At 56.2% G+C, this 19,825-nt stretch carries 12 protein-coding genes; 2 read left to right on the forward strand and 10 right to left on the reverse strand.

All coding sequences use genetic code 11. The annotated features are described in order from the left end of the window. Nucleotides 1–10: 10 nt before the first annotated feature. Nucleotides 11–1,468, reverse strand: a complete 1,458-nt coding sequence (gene guaB, locus OCV58_RS03410; RefSeq protein WP_087477866.1) for an IMP dehydrogenase — start codon at nucleotides 1,466–1,468, stop codon at nucleotides 11–13. 111 nt (nucleotides 1,469–1,579) lie between these two features. Beyond that, complete coding sequence (gene recG, locus OCV58_RS03415; protein WP_154876948.1) at nucleotides 1,580–3,622, reverse strand: ATP-dependent DNA helicase RecG; 2,043 nt, start codon at nucleotides 3,620–3,622, stop codon at nucleotides 1,580–1,582. Between the two features lie 135 nt (nucleotides 3,623–3,757). Here recG and rpmB point away from each other — a divergent pair, with 135 nt between their 5' ends. Further along, entirely contained in the window at nucleotides 3,758–3,949 is a 192-nt protein-coding gene (gene rpmB / locus OCV58_RS03420; RefSeq protein WP_087477868.1) for a 50S ribosomal protein L28, read from the forward strand. A 59-nt stretch (nucleotides 3,950–4,008) separates the two neighbouring features. Here the strand turns inward: rpmB and OCV58_RS03425 are convergent, their stop codons facing one another. From OCV58_RS03425 to ppsA, 6 genes are all read right to left on the reverse strand, one after another. Further along, a complete protein-coding gene (locus OCV58_RS03425) occupies nucleotides 4,009–5,094 on the reverse strand; it encodes a flavodoxin family protein (RefSeq protein ID WP_154876949.1) in 1,086 nt (361 codons plus the stop codon). Between the two features lie 14 nt (nucleotides 5,095–5,108). Further along, nucleotides 5,109–6,095 carry a Rossmann-fold NAD(P)-binding domain-containing protein gene (locus OCV58_RS03430; protein ID WP_154876950.1) on the reverse strand — a complete coding sequence of 329 codons (987 nt, stop codon included), beginning with the start codon at nucleotides 6,093–6,095 and terminating at the stop codon, nucleotides 5,109–5,111. A gap of 1 nt (nucleotide 6,096) precedes the next feature. Further along, complete coding sequence (locus OCV58_RS03435; RefSeq protein ID WP_154876951.1) at nucleotides 6,097–10,974, reverse strand: nucleotidyl transferase family protein; 4,878 nt, start codon at nucleotides 10,972–10,974, stop codon at nucleotides 6,097–6,099. Nucleotides 10,975–11,039: 65 nt separating this feature from the next. After that, nucleotides 11,040–11,861 carry a pyruvate, water dikinase regulatory protein gene (locus OCV58_RS03440; RefSeq protein WP_087477872.1) on the reverse strand — a complete coding sequence of 274 codons (822 nt, stop codon included), beginning with the start codon at nucleotides 11,859–11,861 and terminating at the stop codon, nucleotides 11,040–11,042. Nucleotide 11,862: 1 nt separating this feature from the next. After that, complete coding sequence (locus OCV58_RS03445; protein WP_087477873.1) at nucleotides 11,863–12,504, reverse strand: transcriptional regulator CcpN; 642 nt, start codon at nucleotides 12,502–12,504, stop codon at nucleotides 11,863–11,865. Nucleotides 12,505–12,630: 126 nt separating this feature from the next. Continuing rightward, entirely contained in the window at nucleotides 12,631–15,030 is a 2,400-nt protein-coding gene (gene ppsA, locus OCV58_RS03450) for a phosphoenolpyruvate synthase (protein WP_087477874.1), read from the reverse strand. 345 nt (nucleotides 15,031–15,375) lie between these two features. On the opposite strand from ppsA, the gene OCV58_RS03455 reads away from it, so the two are divergent. Continuing rightward, a complete protein-coding gene (locus tag OCV58_RS03455) occupies nucleotides 15,376–17,439 on the forward strand; it encodes a transglycosylase domain-containing protein (RefSeq protein ID WP_154876952.1) in 2,064 nt (687 codons plus the stop codon). Nucleotides 17,440–17,633: 194 nt separating this feature from the next. Here the strand turns inward: OCV58_RS03455 and pyk are convergent, their stop codons facing one another. After that, entirely contained in the window at nucleotides 17,634–19,382 is a 1,749-nt protein-coding gene (gene pyk / locus OCV58_RS03460) for a pyruvate kinase (protein WP_095629791.1), read from the reverse strand. A 28-nt stretch (nucleotides 19,383–19,410) separates the two neighbouring features. Continuing rightward, complete coding sequence (gene mgsA, locus OCV58_RS03465; RefSeq protein ID WP_232818773.1) at nucleotides 19,411–19,803, reverse strand: methylglyoxal synthase; 393 nt, start codon at nucleotides 19,801–19,803, stop codon at nucleotides 19,411–19,413. Between the last annotated feature and the right edge of the window lie 22 nt (nucleotides 19,804–19,825).

The raw sequence follows: 19,825 nt of genomic DNA on the forward strand, positions 1-19,825 counted from the left end.
CACCTTGCCCTTAGTTTACGCTGTAGTTCGGCGCTTCCTTCGTAATATTGACGTCGTGGGGATGGCTTTCGCGGAGACCGGCGCTGGTAATCTGAATGAACTGCGTGTTTTCGATCATTTCCTTGATGTTGTGGCATCCGCAGTAGCCCATGGAAGCTCTCAAGCCGCCGACCATCTGGAAAATCGTATCGGCGACGGCGCCTTTGTAGGGTACGCGGCCTTCGATGCCTTCGGGAACGAGCTTCTTGGCGTCTTCCTGGAAGTAGCGGTCCTTGCTGCCGTGTTCCATAGCGGCCAGGGAGCCCATGCCGCGGTATTCCTTATAGCTTCTGCCCTGATAGATAACCGTTTCGCCCGGGCTTTCTTCCGTGCCGGCCAGGAGGTTGCCCAGCATGACGACGTTGCCGCCGGCTGCAATCGCTTTGGCCATGTCGCCGGAGTATTTGATGCCGCCGTCGGCGATGATGGGAATGCCGTAGCGCTGTGCAACTTTGGCGCATTCGTATACGGCGGAAATCTGGGGAACGCCGATGCCGGCGATGATGCGGGTCGTGCAGATGGAGCCGGGCCCGATGCCTACCTTAACGGCGTCTACGCCGCATTCGATGAGGGCTTCCGTAGCGGCGCCCGTAGCGACGTTGCCGGCAATGACCGGGAGATGGGGATAGGCTTTTTTAATTTCCTTCAAGGTCTTCAATACGCCTTCCGAATGGCCGTGAGCCGTATCGATGACGACGACGTCGACCTTCGCGGCTACGAGGGCGTCCAGGCGGTCTATCATGTCGTGGGAAACGCCGACAGCTGCGGCGGCCAGCAGGCGGCCGTTGGAATCCTTCGCCGAATTCGGGTATTTCGTAGCTTTTTCAATATCTTTAATCGTGATCAGGCCCTGCAGATTGCCGTCCTTATCGACTAAAGGCAGCTTTTCAATGCGATGCTGGCGCAGGATGGCCTTCGCATCAGCCAAGGACGTGCCGACAGGAGCCGTGACCAGGTTTTCCTTCGTCATGATATCGCCGATGCGGCGGCTCATGTCTTCTTCAAAACGCATGTCGCGGTTGGTGATAATGCCGACTAATTTGCCGTCAACCGTAATAGGCACGCCGGAAATTTTGTACTTGCCCATCAATTCATTGGCGTCGGCCAGCAAATTATCGGGATGCAGGAAAATGGGGTCGATAATAATGCCGTGTTCGGAGCGCTTTACCTTGTCGACTTCGCGCGCCTGAGCGGCAATAGACATATTTTTATGGATAACGCCGATGCCGCCTTCACGGGCGATGGCAATCGCCATGGGGGCTTCCGTAACCGTATCCATGCCAGCGCTCATCATAGGGATATTCAGTTTGATATCTTTCGTCAGATTCGTCGATACGTCTACCTGGTACGGCAGCACGTCGGATTTCGCCGGTACCAGCAAAACATCATCAAAAGTTAAACCTTTCATACCAAATTTATCAGATCTCATCTTTGCACCTCTGTTTTGAAAAATATAAAAACCTAGGGAAATACCCCTAAATAGCTTATCCTTTATTATAGCCGATAAGATGTCATCTGTACATATTTTCATGACATTTTCTTAGTTATTTAGCAAACCTTGAAAACGCGTTCCGAACCGCCGCTCCAGAGCCGCGTAAATCGTCTCTTCGTCGACGGGGCCCTTCAAATAGTCTGCCGCCTTGTCCCTGGCGGCCGTCAGCAGCGAAATATCGCGGACGATATCGGCGGCCTTCAAATCGGGCAGCCCGTGCTGGGCATACCCGAACAGCCGTCCTGCGCCGCGCAGGAGCAAGTCCTTTTCCGCCAGCTCGAAGCCGTCGTGTATTTTCTCCATCCACTGCAGGCGCTGCCGCGTCTCTTCGCTTCCGCCCCTGGACAGCAGGATGCAGTACGCCTGCTGGCTGCCGCGGCCGACGCGGCCCCGCAGCTGATGGAGCTGGGCCAGGCCGAACCGCTCGGCCCCGTCGATCAGCATGACCGTCGCGTTGGGCACGTTGACGCCGACCTCGATGACGCTCGTCGCCACGAGCAGGGATATACGGCCATCCTGAAAGGCTTCCATGACGGCGGCCTTTTCCTTACCGGTCATGCGGCCGTGGACGAGGCCGCATGACCTGTTTTTAAAGACCGTCGCACGCAGCTCTTCATACAAAGCCGTCGCCGCCTGCAAATCTACCGTTTCCGACTCTTCTACAAGAGGGCACACTACGTAGCACTGCTGCCCCTGGGCCATGAGCTTTTCCATAAAAGCGTATACGCGGCGGCGCATGGCCTCGCCGACGGCGTAGGTTTTGACGACCTTGCGGCCTGGAGGCATTTCCCGTATGGACGATACGTCCAAGTCGCCGTATACAGACAGGGCCAGCGTCCGCGGAATGGGCGTCGCCGTCATAAACAGCGCGTGGGGAGCCCGGCCCTTCCCCTGCAGGGCGGCACGCTCACGCACGCCGAAGCGATGCTGCTCGTCCGTCACGACGAGGCCTAAGTCACAGAACGCGACGTCCTTCTGAATCAGCGCGTGCGTGCCGATAAGAATCTGGACGCTTCCCTGGCGCAGGTCTTCCAGCAGGGTCTCCCGCTCCTTGGCCGTCGTACGGCCGGTCAACACGGCGACGCGCACGGGAAGGCCGCGAAACAGCTTGAGAAATTCCTCGTAATGCTGAATTGCCAAAATTTCCGTCGGTGCCATCAAAGCACCCTGATATCCGTTTTCGACGATTTTCGTCAGGGCCATGGCCGCCACGACGGTTTTCCCCGAGCCCACGTCGCCCTGTACCAGCCGCTGCATAGGCACTTCGCTTTCCATATCGGCCTGTATGTCTAAAAAAGCCTGCGTCTGCCCTCTGGTCAAGGAAAAGGGAAGCTGGGCTAAAAACTGCTTCAGCAGGCTGCCGTTCGGCCCGCATTTAATTCCCCGCCGTTTCCCTTCCTGACGGCGTCGCAGCAGAAGGCCCAGCTGCATGTCGAAGAGTTCCTCGAAGGCCAGCTGCTCCCGTGCCTTGCGGCGCATTTCCATAGACGGCGGAAAATGCATGGCCTCATAGGCCTGCAGCTCCGGCATAAAGCCGCCGCAGACACTTCTGCCGCCGTCCCATCCCGGCAGCAGGGACGGACAGCGCGCCGCTTCCTCCAGGGCTTCCCGCACGGCCCTGCGCACGTCGTTCTGCCGCAGGCCGTCCGTCAGGCCGTACACGGGAACGAAGCCCTGTTCCTGCGACAGGCCGCCCTGCTCCGTGTCGGGAGAATTCATCTGCCGCCGTCCGTAGGCCCATTCGATCTTGCCAAAGGCCGCCACGTCCATACCGACGTGAAACAATTTCTTTTTAAAAGGCTGGTTGAACCAGGTCAGCTCGACGGCGCCGCTGTCGTCGGCGATAAGCACCTTCAATATAGTCATGCCCCGCCGCGGCCGCAGCTCCTGCACGCTCCGGACTGTGCCGCAGACCAGCACGGGCTCCGATGACGGCGCCGGCGCGCTGACAATAGGCCATATGCGGCTGCGGTCCTCGTACTCCCTCGGAAAATACTGCAGCAAATCGCTGATCGTCTGAATTCCCAGCCGGGCAAACAGCGCTTCTTTCCGCGCGCCGATGCCCTTCAGCTGACGAAGTGTCCCATCCATAAAAAAACTCCTTGTCTTTTTCTCATATTTATTGTATCATATCTTGTAGACTTTTTATAAATAAAACTTGATTTACCTTATGTTTTATGATAGGATTTATATGTTGTACTGTGATGGTGCAGGGAGGTGTAACCAATGGCAAACTATTGCGAAATTTGCGGCAAAGGAATGATGACCGGCATGAACGTCAGCCATTCCCATTTGAAAACAAAAAGAACCTGGAAACCGAACATCCAGAGAGTACGCGCTATCGTAGACGGCGAAGTAAAACGTATCAACGTCTGCACTCGCTGCCTTCGTTCCGGCAAAGTACAGCGCAATGCTTAATTTCATATAAAAAAAGATGATTCCCTATCGAATCATCTTTTTTTATTGCCATTTTTCAGTTATACGCCGGCAATGCGCCTGGCCATGGCAGCCGCCCGTTCTTCCACGCCGGGACACTGCAGAATGCTGTTCGGGTCGTTTGCCGTTTCGATCTGGGCAAAGCGCGGCGGCAGGGCAAAATTCTTATTGCAGTTCATCGCGTCGATGACCTGCTCGGCTACGATGTCGCCGCCGCTGTATCCGGAAACGACGAGAGCATAGACCCTCTTCTGTGAAAAGGATGCGAAGTCCTTGCGGAACAAGGCCGTAAGTCGGTTGAAGAAAGCCGTAATATTGGCGCTCACGGCGTCGTTGTAATTGGGGCAAATCAGGACGACGACATCGCCGGCGCGAATGGCCGGATAGACCCGTTCGACGATGACGCCGCCGTAAAAGCATTCGCCCTTTTCACCGAAATGGCGGCACGCCTCGTAGCTGCAGCCCCGGCAGTCGACGACGGCTCCGTTGCGCAGGGAAATTTCTTCTACGTCTACGTCTGCAGGCAGCTTCTTCCGTATCATTTCCCACAGCAGCAGCGTATTCGACGTCTTGCGGCTGCTGGCGTGGAGCACGACGACGCGGCGCGCCGGACGGCGTCCCCGAGAAAGCTCTGCGGCAAAGGCCGTCGTCTTGCGTACCAGACAGGCCGCGCTTTCTTTATAGGCCTGCAGGTTCGTCGCGTCCAGCAGCATGGCCTGCGTATTAAAATTATACAGAGAGCCCGTCGCTTCGACGAGGGGCTTCCCCGGAAAGGCACAGCCAGCCTGATTTGCCATGAAAATCAGCTCGCGGCCTATTTTTTTTGTAAATAATTCGCCCGGCCCGTCGACGAGAACCGCGCCGGCCCAGCCGTCCAGACAGTCGGCCTGAAGGGCCAACGCCGAAATCAGCTGCGCGTGTTCGCAGCTGAAGCCGCCGGCAGGCAGGGCCACGGCAAACAGCACGGCCCGGCCCGCCGGCAGGGCGGCAGCGGAACGGCAGACCTCGGCAAAGGCCGCGCCGTCGACGGCACGGTATTCCAATCCATGCAAAGCATAGGTCAGTACGCTTTCTAACCGGCTCGTATCGGCGCATTCGCGCCAGCCGATCTTCACGACTGTCAACATGCTTCATTCCCCCTTTACACCAGGCGGCACAGATTGATATACGCCGTTTTCAGCCGCTCGTACAGGGCGTCGCAGACGGCTGCGTCTTCATATACGATGCCGTCCCGGGTCATCTGATTCCGGATGCCGAAAAACGCGCCGGCCCCTTCGTCGCCCAAATACACGGAGCCGTAATGCCACTGCTCCCGCAGCGTCAGGAGGATCGATAAGGCCGCCGACGACAAGGCCGGAGCAATGTACGGCTTATATCCCAATTCGCGGACAGCCATGTTGGCCCCGATGACCAAGTCGGTCAGGGCGCGGGAGCGCCCGTCGTCGTAGTCTGTCAGGCTGTCGGCCAGCACCAAGTCCCCGCCGTGAGGCCCGAAGGCCCGCCCTTCGGTCAGGTAGGAGCGGAATTCTTCGCGGCGTTCCGCATAGTAGCAGGCCCGGGCGTTCATGACGCCTAAGCCGTAGCCCTGTACCTGCGCCGGCCTGAGCCCCGACGCCATCCAAAAGGCCTTGCACAACGGGTCTACCGGGTCGGACACGATGCAGGCCAGGCCGGCAAATTTCGCCGCCTTGGCCAGCCCGGCAAAATGGCGTACCAATTCTGTATTCGCCGCCAGCTGGGCCATGCGCACGTCGCCCTGGGCGCCGACAGGCGGCACGCCCTTGCTGGCGCAGAAGACGAATACGTCGCAGTCAAACAGCGCTTCTTCCCCGACGGCGTACACGGGAGGCAGCGACGGCATGCCGCTTCCCTCCCAATCGGCGAAGGGATATCGAATCTGATTGATTTCCATTTTCAGCCGCCTGATATTTTGTTCATTAATATCGCAGATGCCGATGGATTCGACGACGCCGGCTCCCAGAAGGCGCAGGCCGATGAGCATGGTCATGCCCACGTCTCCCAAGGCTAAAATATGAACTCTATACGTTTGTTTCCCTAAGGGGCTGCCCGTCAGCGGCAAGGGCGACGTCACCGCCGCCTCGCCGGGCAATTCATGAATATACCGCACCTTATCGTCCTTCCCTTCCAGCGGCGCTCCGCATCAGATCTTCTTCCATGGAGCCTTCCTTCCACTGCATGCGCAGGAGCCGCTCAATATCGTTTTCAATGAACCGGGTCGGGTCCATGTTTTCATCGAATTTTACGCCCACGTCGATGTCGGGAATCCGGGGATACGTAAAGACCTCGCCGAGGCGCTTGAGCGTCAGGCGGCGTTCGTACGTTTCCTGATAGACGTCCTGCAATACCCGCATGATGTGGGCGGCGTTCTGCAGGCACGTCAGGGAATACCAGTAATGGGCCAGGAAATCGCCGCGGCTGACGAATTCAGGATTGACGTAGGGCAAGATCAGGTTAATGGCCGGGTTGCTGTCGTAGCCGCTGTAATTGTGGGCGTTGTCGATGCTGTCGCCGCCGATATAAGGATAGCAGTCCTTTTCGTTAAGCCAGACTTCCAGCGTCGGCAGGAAATAGGCGCTTTCGGCCTTCATGTTCTTTTCGACCATCATGTCCATGGCCTGCCCGGTCATGACGCCGACGAGGACCTCTTTGACTTCGATGTCGCACTTGTCCAGGTACGGCGTGAGCATCCGCATGCGGTGGCCCTTGTGCAGCAAGTCGTCGATGAGGATGACCGGCCTGTCAAAGGACTTGATCGTCCGGACCTGATTTTCCACAGGCGAATAATGATGTGATTCGGCCAGGGTAAATTCCTTGACGTACCGGTCGAAGTACTTGCCGATGTGCAGGCTCTTCGTCACCGTATTGGGCACCAGGACGTTGCTCAGGGCCTTGCCGAAGGGCACGGACATATAGGGGCCGCGCCGTTTTTTCTTGTCCTCGACAGTAGAGACGCCGTTGATTTCGGCGACCTTGTTGATGATCTTGTTGTGGAAGGAGCTCATGTTAAAGGACAGGAGCAGTTTGCCCGGGTAAATCAGCTTGAGCACGGCCAGCAAGTTGTTGTGGGCTTCGTGCAGGGCTTCGCGGACGAGAGGATTCTTGTTGAAGGGGTTTTTGATGACCGTTTCGACGTCCTTAAACAAGACGATAGGCGACTTCATATCTACGACGTACAGGGGATGCTCGCTGCCTTCCGGCGCGATGTTGACGAAGCCCTGCAGCTCGAGGGCGTCGATGATTTCGGCATCGTAGCCCGCTTCGTCTACAGGACGGTACACGGCGTAGGCAAAGTCGCGGGAAATGAGCTCCGTCAGAATTTCCGTAATGGTAATCTGGGCCACGTTGTCGATAGTCGACGTGTCGTCGGCGTAGAAGAAGCCAATGCAGGCGATGCTGCCGCCGGCGGCGTTGCGGATATGCGAGGCCAGCTGGGAATCGCCGATTTCCTTCAGCAAATCCCGCGTGCCGATGCGGTGGGCCGCGGCATAGGCGATCATCGTCCGTTCCTGCCGGGCGTCGTCGACGTACAGAGTCCGCACGGTTTCCCGCTCGATGTACTTGTCGAGGATATCCATGTTGTACCCCTTATTCCACAGCTTGTTGCAGATCGGCCACAGGCTTTCGGCGCCGCGGGGCTTAAAGGCGCCGATGCCCAGCTCCCGCGCTTCCAGGACGTGCTTATAGGCCGGTTCGCGCAGGTACATGTTGTTGTCGTAAATGAAATTCTGGGCTACGGCGTCGATGAGGTTGGATATGTCGCGATTCAGGTCGATGTTTTCGCGGATCTTCGTCGAGCTGATATCTTCGTAGAATTTGTCGAGAGTCAAATACACGACCTTTCCCGTAATGCCGTGGCCGCCGTCGTCGTGGTCCCGCCCTTCATTTTCCCTCGTCTCGCGGGCGAAGGCGATATGGTTTACCGTATGGATGGAATCCTTCGTCGGCGCGGCCTTGTAAGCCGAAGCGTTTTCGATGACGTCGGTCCCGACGGCGATGTACAGGTCCTTCTTGGCAAAAATCGCCTTCAGCCGGGCTACGTCCTTCGGATTGGCAATGTTGACGGGAATATCGTCGGGGAAGGGATACATGTCCTCTTCGTCGGCGACGGACATATTCATGATCTTGCGCCGCATGAGGCGGGGCTGGGTATGCTTGGACCAGGAAAATTCATCGAGGGCCAGATATACGTCGAAGCCCAGGTCGCGAATCTTGCAGGCCACGGCCTTATGCCCCAGGCTGAAGGGGTCGAAGGTCCCCGGGTAGAAGCAGGCCTTGCGGGCCGGCGGGAAGGAAAAGGCGCCGTTCTGGAACTCATGATGGCCGATATAGCGGTAAATATGATTCAGGACGGCGGCGTTGCTGTAGAAATCCAGAACACCTTCGGGATTTTCGTCGAGCAGGACCAGGAGCTTTTTGTAGCAGTGCAGGAATAAAAAGTCCTTCTGCTCCATGGCCATGACCGGGCTGTGGAAGATAAACTTCCCGATATCGCGGAAGGCGTCGCGGCTCAGCTCGTCGTCGTAGTGGGCGTAAGCCTTGATCATGATGTACAGCAGGCGGCGCTGACGCCGTTCGTTGACGTCCCTGTCGTCGCCGAACTCCTCGGCAAATTCGGAGAAGTTTTCCAAAATGACGCCGACGGTGTTGACGATGGACGATGCCAGCTGGATGTTGACCGTCAAAATCTGCGACGAAATCGTATTGATAAATTCGTCAAATTCCTGCGGCGGCAGCTTCAGAATCATGCGGCCCAGGAATTCCGGCACGTACTTCGATATCTGGGGATCGCCGATTTCCAGGCCGTTGAACAGTTCGACGGCCAGCTCATTGCGCTGCGAGTACGTCATGTTGGCAGCGATGCGCAGCAGGCTTTCCCCTGCCGCCTGGCGGACAAAGATGGACTCGCTGATTTTCAGAAGGTTCGTCAGATGCATGCCCAGATGCATGACGTCGCCCTTGTCGCACGTATCGTCCATATACCGCATCATCAGCTCTATATTGGCGACCTTGATGCCCCAGTGGGTCCCCATCTTCAAGTCGATGAGGAACAGGCTGCCTTCATGCTCGGAAAAGGCCTTTTTATCGGCAGGCAAATTCATCACCGCCAGGAGGTCGTCGTAATATTGTTCCTCCGTATATCCGTCATAGAGGCAGCGCTTCGTGTTCAGGGCGGCGACGCGCAGGTTCTGGGAGGAAGACTGCAGGGCCGTTTCCACGAAGGGGTGGACCGCCGTCATAAATTCCCCGGGAATGTCGCTGCGCTTCATGTCGTCCAGGACTTTCAGGAGCATGATGTACCGCTCTTCCGGATAATTGCGGCGCTCGAAATACTTGGCCATCACGCGGATGTAATCGCCGCGGTCTTTCGCCGGGCAGGAATCCAGTACGGCTTCGACGAAGCTGCTCAGGCAATAGCCGATCCACAGCTTGTGCTGCTCCGTAAACCGCATTTCCGGATAGATGATCATGTCCAGATACTGATCAAACAGGGACAGGCTCGTGACGACCTTATGGGGAAGGGACACGCCCTCAGGCAGCTCCTTTGTGTATTTTTCGTTGAAATTAGCGACAATGCGCCCCATGAGGGCCGCCGACTGGAAGCGGATGTCCCCTTCTTTATGAGACAGCAGCTCGTACAGGAATTTCAGCGTCATGACCTTTTGATGCTCTGTCATGTACGTCGAGTACTCTTCGAAAATGCCGATATAGGTGCGGACGTTTTTCCACAGCTGCTCGCTGCGGGCCGCTTCGATGAGGTTGCCGAAATCGCTGTCGTCGCGGAAGATACTCATGAGGCGGATGTTGTGGGCAATGGCCGCGTACTTCAGCTGTTCGACGACTTCTCCCTCCGCCAGGAGCACCATTTCCCGCGGCTCTGGAACGTCGGGCTGGACGTGGTCCCGCGAAAGGTCGGCCGGCAGCTCGACGACGCCCTTTTCCCGCATGAACGACTCGAAATCGGCCAGCTTGGCGTATACCTTCTGGTACCGGTGGCGCTTCGCCTCGTCTACGTTATCCAATTTTCCTAAAATGACGTCGAAGGCTTCCTTCAGAGTATAGAAATGAACGACTTCCCTGCCCTGGGCGTCGCGGCTGCTCTTGACCCGGAAATCGGCGTAGATGAGCAGCAGCGATTCGACGGAAAGATTTTCCAGCTCCAAATCCCAGACGGAATGGTTAGCCGCGATGTGTCCGATGCCGGACAAGCCGACGCGGCGGCAGCAGGCGTCGGTATAGTAATAGTGCAGGTAGGGCACGCGCTTTTCTTCGTTTTTCTTGCAGCCGTATTTCCCCAGGTCATGGCACAGAGCCGCGCCGGAAATGAGGGCCAGGTCGACGGGCTCGCCGAGGAAGGCCAGCTGACGCGCCGCATGCAGGGCGACGTAATGGACGCCGGCAATATGGCCCAGCGTGTTGAAGGGGGAAATTTCCGAGCCGATGCGCATGAATTCATAGATATACTGATCTTCCAGCATCTTGATCATGTGCAGGTATTCCCGCGTATAGCCCTGCTTCATAATTTCTTCATCGTCGAGAAAATCGAAATCGACGGTCGGGTCAAAGGGCAGCACGGCCCGTTCGTACTGATACAATCCGTGCAGCAGCTGCATGAGCACGAGGCGCCCCAGGCGGAATTCGCCGTCGCCGCTGTGCGCTACGGGCTTGCCGTCCCAGCCTTCCCACTGAGCCGCCGTAATCGGAAAGAGCCTCTCTAAGACGGCGCAGTAGCAATGGGCCAGCCAGCCGCCTTCCGGCTCTTCGGCCAAACAGGATATGTACCGCCGCGCCGCCTCCAGCACTTTGGCGGAAACATACCGTCCCCGGCTGTCGCGGCACCCTTCCAATTCGCCGGCCAGCTTCATGACGCCGTTGGCCTTCATAAACGCCGGGCCGTCGCCGGGCTTCATGCCGGCAGCCTTTAAAAAGGCCGAATCAGACAAGGCCTTGTACAAAAAGGTCTTCAGGTCTAATTTTTTTTCTTCCATAACCTTCTCCTTGCTTGCAGATACGAAAAAAGACGCCGAAAATGGCGTCCTTTTTTCATGCCATTTTACTCGTGATACAACTCTTTATTGCGTTTGACGATTTCCATGACAAGATTTGCTGTTTCTTCAATTGCTTTCGACGACACGTCGATAATCGGGCAATGAAGACGGCGCATGACGTTGCGGGCATACGTCAGTTCTTCATTGATCCGCTCGATGTTGGCGTAGCTGGCGTTCGAATCGAGGCCCATGCTGCGCAGCCGTTCCGAACGGATAAAATTCAGTTTAAAGGGGTCGATAATGAGGCCGACGATTTTACGGGCCGGCACCTGGAATAATTCCGGAGGCAAGGCTACTTCCGGCACCAAGGGCAGGTTGGCAGCCTTGATCCGCTTATGAGCCAAATACATAGATAAGGGCGTCTTAGACGTACGGGATACGCCGACGATGACGATATCAGCCTTTAAGAAGCCCATCGGATTTTTGCCGTCGTCAAATTTGACGGCGAATTCAATCGCTTCGACGCGCTTGAAGTATTCTTCGTCGAGCTGATGAATCATGCCCGGCTTCATCGTCGGTTCCGTATGGGTCAGCGTGCCTACGCCGGCCAGCATCGGGCCGATGATGTCGACGAGGGTAACGTTCTGCGCGTTAGACAACTCCTGCAGCTTGCGCCGCAGCGTCGGGGATATAATAGTACAGCAGATCATCGCGCTGTGTTCTTTCGCCTTTTGTACGATTTCTTCGACCTGCTGTTCCGTACGAATATAGGGCATGCGCACGATATCAAATTCCTGTTTGTCGTACTGGCAGGCCGCCGCCCGGGCTACGCGTTCCGCCGTATCTCCCAGCGAGTCCGAGCAGGCGTAAATGATCGGTTTTGCCACCTTACGTTCTCCTTCCTAATCCACATTCAACAAATAACCGCGTAATGTTTGTTTTCGATATTCTTCCGACAATCTGTAAATCCTTCTTATCTTCCTCATCCGTATCGAGAACATGAACTACCGGCAGACAATCAATTTCATATTCTATCATGCGCTGCGCCGCTGCCAGCGCCTTTTCATCAGCCTGCACGTAAATGACCTTGCTGACCGGCGTCATGACCATACGCACCGGCAGAGCTCTCAAATCGTTGTTGCCCATAGCCGTCTTCAACAAATCCTTTCGGGATACGACACCGGCCAGAATATTATCCGTCGCGACAAATACCGTTCCCGCATCTTCCGTAAACATAGCGATGACCGCGTCGTAGGCGCTGGTGTGCTCGCCGACGATGACCGGCTGCGATAAACACGACTCAATGCTGATATCCATGATCTTTTGAGACAGCAAGTCCTTTTCCTTATCGCCGATAAAGAAATATCCCAGCTTTGGCCGCGCGTCTATCAGTCCCAGCATCGTCAATATCGCCAGGTCGGAGCGCAGCGCTGCCCGCGTCACGTGCAGCTGGTCGGCAATGTGCTGTCCCGTAATCGGACTATGCTCCTTGACGATATTCAAAATCGTTCCCTGCCGTTCCGATAACATATTGTGGTTTCACCTCCTGATAATCGCTTATTATCATACCATATTTTACTCCAAGATGCATAAGAAAAAGGCGGACCAAAAGAAATAATTTACTCTTTTGGCGCCGCCTTTTCTCATATCATCGACTTACCATGTATAATCTTCTGTATCTGCGCGGCCTTTTCCGGTCAGGGAATCCATCAGCATACGCTGTTCGATCTGCGCGACGTTCTTGCGCGTCGATACAACGGCGTCGGGATTGACGGAAATAGAATCGATGCCGCTCTTAACGAGAAATTCCGTAAAATCAGGATATACGCTCGGCGCCTGGCCGCAGATGGAAACGGTCTTTCCATCCCGGTGAGCTACTTCGATCAAGTGGCGAATAGCCCGCTTAACGGCTAAGTTGCGTTCGTCAAACAGAGGAGCTACCGTTTCGTTGTCGCGGTCGCAGCCCATGACGAGCATCGTCAGGTCGTTGGAACCGATGGAATACCCGTCGACAAACTTATTGAACTGATCCGCCAGGATGATGTTGGAAGGAATTTCAGCCATCAGCCATACTTTGAAGTCCGGTCCGCGGTGGAGTCCTTCTTCAGCCATGAGGCCGACGATCTTTTCCATTTCGTCGACGCGGCGGCAGAAGGGAACCATGACGTTCAGATTCTTGAAGCCGTATTCTTCGCGGACTTTGCGGACGGCCTGCAATTCCAGGCGGAAGGCTGCGACGTATTTCGGGTCGTAGTAGCGGGATGCGCCGCGCCAGCCTAAGAGGGCGCTGCTTTCCTGCGGTTCATACTTGTCGCCGCCCTTGAGGTTGCGGTATTCGCTGGATTTGAAATCGCTGAGGCGAAGCGTTACCGGGCGCGGAGCCAATGCCTGGCAAACCTTGCGCATGCCGTCGGCCAGCTGGTCGACGACGCGTTCGGGATGGCCGATTTCGATGAGATACAAGGGATGTTCGTGAATGAACGTCGTCCAGATGAATTCTTCGCGCATAAGGCCGATGCCGTCGCAGGGCAGCTTACCGTGTTTTTCCGCCAAGTCGGGGTTGCCCAGGTTCATGTAAATCTTCGTGCCCGTAATGGGAACCGGTTCGGACATGACGACCGTCGCCTGGCCGCCGGCCTGAGCTGCTTCTTCCTTCGGTTTTACGATATCGGCGACGGTGCCTTCGTATACGATGCCGTTCGTCGCGTCGACGGTAATATCCGCGCCGTCGGGAATCGTCGTCGTCGCTTCAACGCTGCGGCTCTTCGTGCCGACGATGCAGGGGATGCCCAGCTCGCGGCTGACGATCGACGCGTGGCAGGTCATGCCGCCGGCGTCGGTGACGATGGCTCTGGCCTTCTTCATAGCCGGCACCCAGTCGGGGGCGGTCATCGTCGTAACGAGGATTTCCCCTTCCTTAAATTCTTCGATCTTCGACGGATCGAGGATGACGTGGGCTTTGCCGGCGGCGCTGCCCGGGCTGGCCGGCAGGCCCTTTACGATGACCTTGCGGTCCGTCGTCACGGCTGCAGGAGCCGCTTCGGCCTGTCCCTTTTCCTGATTTTTCTTGGACCATACCGTTTCGGGGCGGGCCTGGAGGAGCCATACCTTGTTATCCCGTTCGTCGACGCCCCATTCCATATCCATGTAGCAGCCGTAATGCTGTTCGATAGCCTTGGCGTACGTTGCCAGTTCTTTTACCTGTTCGTCCGTAATGACCTGCATCTTCTGTTCTTCTTCCGGCACGAGCTGTTCTTCGCAGTCGCCGCCGGGCTTGCGGACGAGCTTCACGGGCTTCGTATTGATCATCTTGTCCAGAATCGTCAAATCGTCCTTCTTGACGCGGAAGTTATCCGGCGTAACCGTACCCTGTACGACGTATTCGCCCAGGCCCCAGGCGCCTTCGATCGTAATCGTCGAATCGTCGCCCGTCACGAGGTCGACCGTAAACATAACGCCGGCAGCCTTGGAGAATACCATCATCTGGACGGCGGCGCTCAAGGCGACGGACAGATGGTCGAAGCCTTTCTTCGTCCGATAGTACGTAGCGCGGTCGGTAAACGTAGAGGCATAGCATTCCTTGACCTTCTGGATTACCATATCGGCGCCCTGGACGTTCAGATACGTATCCTGCTGTCCGGCAAAGCTGGCGTCGGGAAGGTCTTCTGCCGTAGCGCTGGAACGGACGGCGACAAAGGGATTGTCTTCGCCGACTTTTTTGCCCAGTTCTGCATAGCTGGCCCGAATCGCTTCGGCCAGGTCAGCCGGCATATCGGCAGCGCAAATTGCTTCGCGGACAGCTGCCGTGACGCTGCGGAGCTGAATGGGGTCTTCTACATCGGTCAGGCCCTGGAGAAGTTCTTTAATCTTTTCATCCAAGCCCGTTTCGCGCATAAAATGACGGTACCCTTCGGCCGTCGTAGCGAAGCCGTAAGGTACGGGTACGCTCGTCTGCGACGTCAGTTCGCCCAGCGAAGAAGATTTCCCGCCTACGAGAGCGACGTCCTCGCGGCGCAGTTCATCAAACCATAATACAAAAGCCTTATCTCTATCCATTCCCTCTTACCTCCTAGAACAAGCAGATATGCTATTTATTTGTTTCCTTTACATTTATGGTACTTTATTTGTTAGAAAAAGTCAACACATTTTCAGTATCTATTGTACATTTCTTTTATATATTATATACTATTTGTGCGGTATTGCTTATGTAACTATCTAAAAATAGTATAATGCCCCTTCCGGCAATGATTTTCGCCCCTTTCCGGCTTTTCCCGCCGCGAAAGTCCCTTCCGCATATAGGATAATGTATATAAATATGCTATAATAAGAAATTAGCAAAGATTCATTTCTGCTTATTGAAAGTTATATATTATATTTATGTTTTATAATATAGGAGGATCTATGTATACGCCTAGACGGAGAGCTAAACATGCTAAAAAATCATCAGGACCTATGCACCGTCTGCGACTCCTGATTATCTTATGCGTCGTCGTAATCGCCGGCCTGACCTTCGGCTACATTTTCGCCGCCTATCAAAGCCTGCCTACGGTAGGCAACAACATGCGGCCTGCCGTGTCGTCGCAGGTCTTCGATATTCACGGCCGCCTCGTGACGACCCTGCATTCCGACCAAAACCGCCTGCCTATCGACATCAACAAGGTGCCCCAGCATTTGCAGAACGCCTTTATCGCCGCGGAAGACAACCGCTTCTACGACCATATCGGTATCGACCCCATCGGCATCGGCCGGGCCATCGTGACGAACATTACCAGCGGCGGCATCGCCCAGGGCGGCAGCACCATTACGCAGCAGCTGGCGAAAAACGCCTTCCTGTCGCAGGAACAGACGCTGAAACGCAAAATCCAGGAAGCCATGCTGGCCCTGGAAATCGAACGGAAATACAGTAAAAAAGAAATTCTGGAAATGTACATGAACCAGATTTATTTCGGCCAGGGCGCGTACGGCATCCAGACGGCAGCCCGCACGTACTTCGACAAGGACGTCGACCAACTGAACCTCAAGCAGTGCGCTATGCTGGCCGGTCTGCCCAAGAGCCCTAATTACTACTCGCCCTTCAATAATCTGGAAGAAGCGAAAAAACGCACGAACACCGTCTTAGACCAAATGGTGAAATACGGCTATATTTCTCAGGATGAATGTACGGAAGCGAAAAACGCCGACTTAGAATTGACGCAGATGAAGCAGACCGACGACAACGCCGATACGGCTTCCTTCGTCGACTATGTGTCGCAGCTCGTGGCCTCCAAATACGGCGACGACGCCCTGTACAAGGAAGGCCTGAAGATTTACACCACCATGGACTTGGAAAAACAGCGCGCCGCAGCGGAAGCCCTGCGCCAGCTGCCGGACAACTATAAGGACGAAAACGGCTTGACCCAGCCGCAGGGAGCCCTCGTCTCCATCGACCCGAGAAACGGCCACATCCTGGCTATGGTCGGCGGCCGCGGCCAGGACAGCTTCAACCGCGCCACCATGGCCGTCCGCCAGCCCGGTTCGGCTTTCAAGCCCTTCGTATACATGACGGCCCTGCAGCACGACATGTCGCCGTACTCGACAATGGAAGACAAGGCCATCTCGTACGGCTCGTGGAGCCCGCAGAACTCCGATATGACCTTCCGCGGCAAGATATCCCTGGCCGACGCCCTGGCCCTTTCGGTCAACACCGTCGCCGTCCAGCTGGCTGACGAAGTCGGTCCCTCCAATATCATCGCCAACGTCAAGAAGATGGGCATTACGACGATGGAAAAGGACGACGACAACCTGGCCATGGCCTTAGGCGGCCTGACCCGGGGCGTAACGCCGCTGGAAATGGCCAGCGCCTACGGTACCTTCGCCAATAGAGGCGTCCACGTCAAGCCCGTTGCCATCGTCAAGATCCTGGACCGCAACGGCAACGTCCTGGAAAACGAATCCACCCTGAATCAGGATAAAAACAAGACCCAGGTCATGTCGGAAAAAGAAGCCTATGAAATGACCTATATGCTCGAAGGCGTCATCGATCACGGCACCGGCACGGGCGCAGCCATCGGCCGGCCCGCAGCCGGCAAGACCGGCACGACGGACAACAACGTCGACGCCTGGTTCGTCGGCTATACGCCGACGATCGTCACGGCCGTCTGGATCGGCGACGACTCGGGCTCGCACAGCCTGGGCGAAGTATACGGCGGTACGATTCCGGCAGCTATCTGGCGGGATTACATGACCGTCGCCACGCAGGACGAATCGTACGAAGGCTTCGCCATCCCGGCCGGCATGGAACCGATTGCGCCGCCGCCGAAAGAAGAACCTAAACCCAAAGCGGATGACAAAAAAGACGCAGCTAAGGACAAGGGACAGAAATCGCGCGAACCGACCGCTCAAAACGACGAGTCTTCGGATGCCGGCGAACGAGCCGCCGAAGAACGGGCTGTACAGCAGGCCGCGCGCAACAACAAAGAAGAATAATACCATGTCGGCATACGATGCCGAACAAGCCCGTTCCCCCGGCAGCTCTGCTCTGCCGAAGGGACGGGCTTGTTTTATTTCACAAACGATATACGACAAAAACGCCATAGGCTTTGGCCGAAACCAATGCCGCTATGGCGTTTATAATATACCTATGATATTGTCAGCCCTATGTGCTGGAGGGCGAGGGGAGATTACCGCGCGTTAGCTTCGCCGCGGAAAATCGTGCCGCGGCTGGCGTCTACCGTGACGAGCTCGCCGTTTTCCAGGGCGTCGGCGGCATGAGCCGCTCCGACGACCGTCGGGATGCCGAGGGTAATGGCAACGATGGCCGATTCGCTCGTGAGGCCGACTTCTTCCGATACGATAGCGCCGGCTTTCTTCATGTATTCTACCCATTCCGCTTTAGCCGAACGGACGACGAGGATGCAGCCCGGCGTAAAGTTCTTTTCCAGCGATTCCGTGTCGGTTGCGATGCAGACCTTGCCGATAGCCGAATTGCGGCCGATACCGGTGCCGCGGATGAGGACATCGCCTACGACCTGAACGCGGATCATGTTGGTCGAGCCGGACTTGGCGACGGGAACGCCGGCCGTGAGGACGACGAGGTCGCCGGCCTTGATGAGGCCGCTGTCGAGGGCTGCGAAGATGCCGTTGTCGACGACTTCATCCGTATCGCTGGCTTCCTTGCCGACGATAGCCTGGACGCCCCAGTTCAGCTGGAGGCGGCGGACGACGCTTTCATGAGGAGATACGGCGACGACGGGACATTCCGGACGGAACTTGGAAATCGTCTGAGCTGTGCTGCCTCGTTCCGTCGACGCGATAATAGCGGCGGCGTGAAGGTCTTCGGCAATTTTTACGACGGCCTTGCCGATAGATTCCGTCGTCGTAGACGACGAAGCGTGTTCGTCCTGGTGGGACGGCGGCGTAAACTGGCTTTCCGTGAACATGGCTACGCGGGCCATCGTTTCTACGGCTTCGACAGGATACATGCCGCTGGCCGTTTCGCCGCTGAGCATAACGGCGTCCGTGCCGTCGAGGATAGCGTTGGCGACGTCGCTCGTTTCCGCGCGGGTCGGGCGGGGATTATTGCACATGGATTCCAACATCTGCGTCGCCGTAATGACCGGCTTGCCGGCTGCCTGGCATTTGTGAATGAGCATCTTCTGCAGCGTCGGCACTTCTTCTGCCGGCACTTCGACGCCCAAATCGCCGCGGGCTACCATGATGCCGTCGCTCATCTTGATGATTTCGTCGATATTGTTAACGGCAGCCTGACATTCGATCTTGGAAATGATCTTCATCGGGCTGTTGTGTTTTTCCAAAATCTTGCGGATCGTCACGACGTCCTTGCCGCGCTGGATAAAGGAAGCGGCGATCCAGTCCATATTCATGCGGATGCCGAATTCAATGTCTGCGGCGTCCGTTTCCGAAACGGCCGGCAAATTGATGGCGATGCCCGGCACGGCGACGCGCTTGCGGTCGCTCATCTTGCCGCTGTTGAGGATCTGCGTATGGATATCCTGGCCTTCGACGCTGATGACTTCCAAGTTTACCAGGCCGTCGGACAAGAGGATATGGTCGCCGGCCTTTACGTCCTGAGGCAGTTCTTTGTAATTTACAGAAACGATCGTTTCGTCGCCTTCGACGTCGCGGGCCGTCAAGGTAAACTCCTTGCCTTCTTCCATTTGGATGGAGCCGTTTTTAAACTTGCCGAGGCGGATTTCCGGGCCCTTCGTATCGAGGAGCAGGGCTACGGGAATGCCTACCTTTTTAGAAGCGGCGCGAACCATGTCCATGCGCGCCTTGTGTTCTTCGTGGGAACCGTGGGAAAAATTAAAGCGGGCGACGTTCATGCCGGCCTGAATCATCTGTTCGACGATTTCCTGGGAATTCGAACTCGGGCCGAGAGTGCAGACAATTTTCGTTTTTTTCAACATGCGTAATCTCCTTTACACAATACCAACTCTATGACTGAAACAAATCTAATGATGTATCTAACGAAGTCAATAAAATACGGGCGCTGGTTACGTTCGTCGCCAGCGGAATGCAGTGCACGTCGCACAGGCGAAGGAAGGCCGATACGTCCGGTTCGTGAGGCTGCGCCGTCAGCGGGTCCCGCAGGAACACGACGGCGACGACTTCGCCCGACGCGATCATGCCGCCGATCTGCTGGTCTCCTCCCAGCGGTCCGGGCTGCATTTTTCTGACGGATAATCCCGTCGCGTCTTCAATCCGCTTTCCCGTTTCCCCCGTTCCGACCAAAGGGAACTTCTGCAATACGTGTTTAAACTGACAGGCCAATCCTACCATATCCTGTTTCTTTGCATCATGGGCAATGAGCGCAACATACTTTTCCAAGGCTTTACCTCCTTTTTCTGTA

Origin of the sequence: Megasphaera stantonii, assembly GCF_025567065.1 — a bacterium.
Taxonomy (GTDB): Bacteria; Bacillota; Negativicutes; order Veillonellales; family Megasphaeraceae; genus Megasphaera; species Megasphaera stantonii.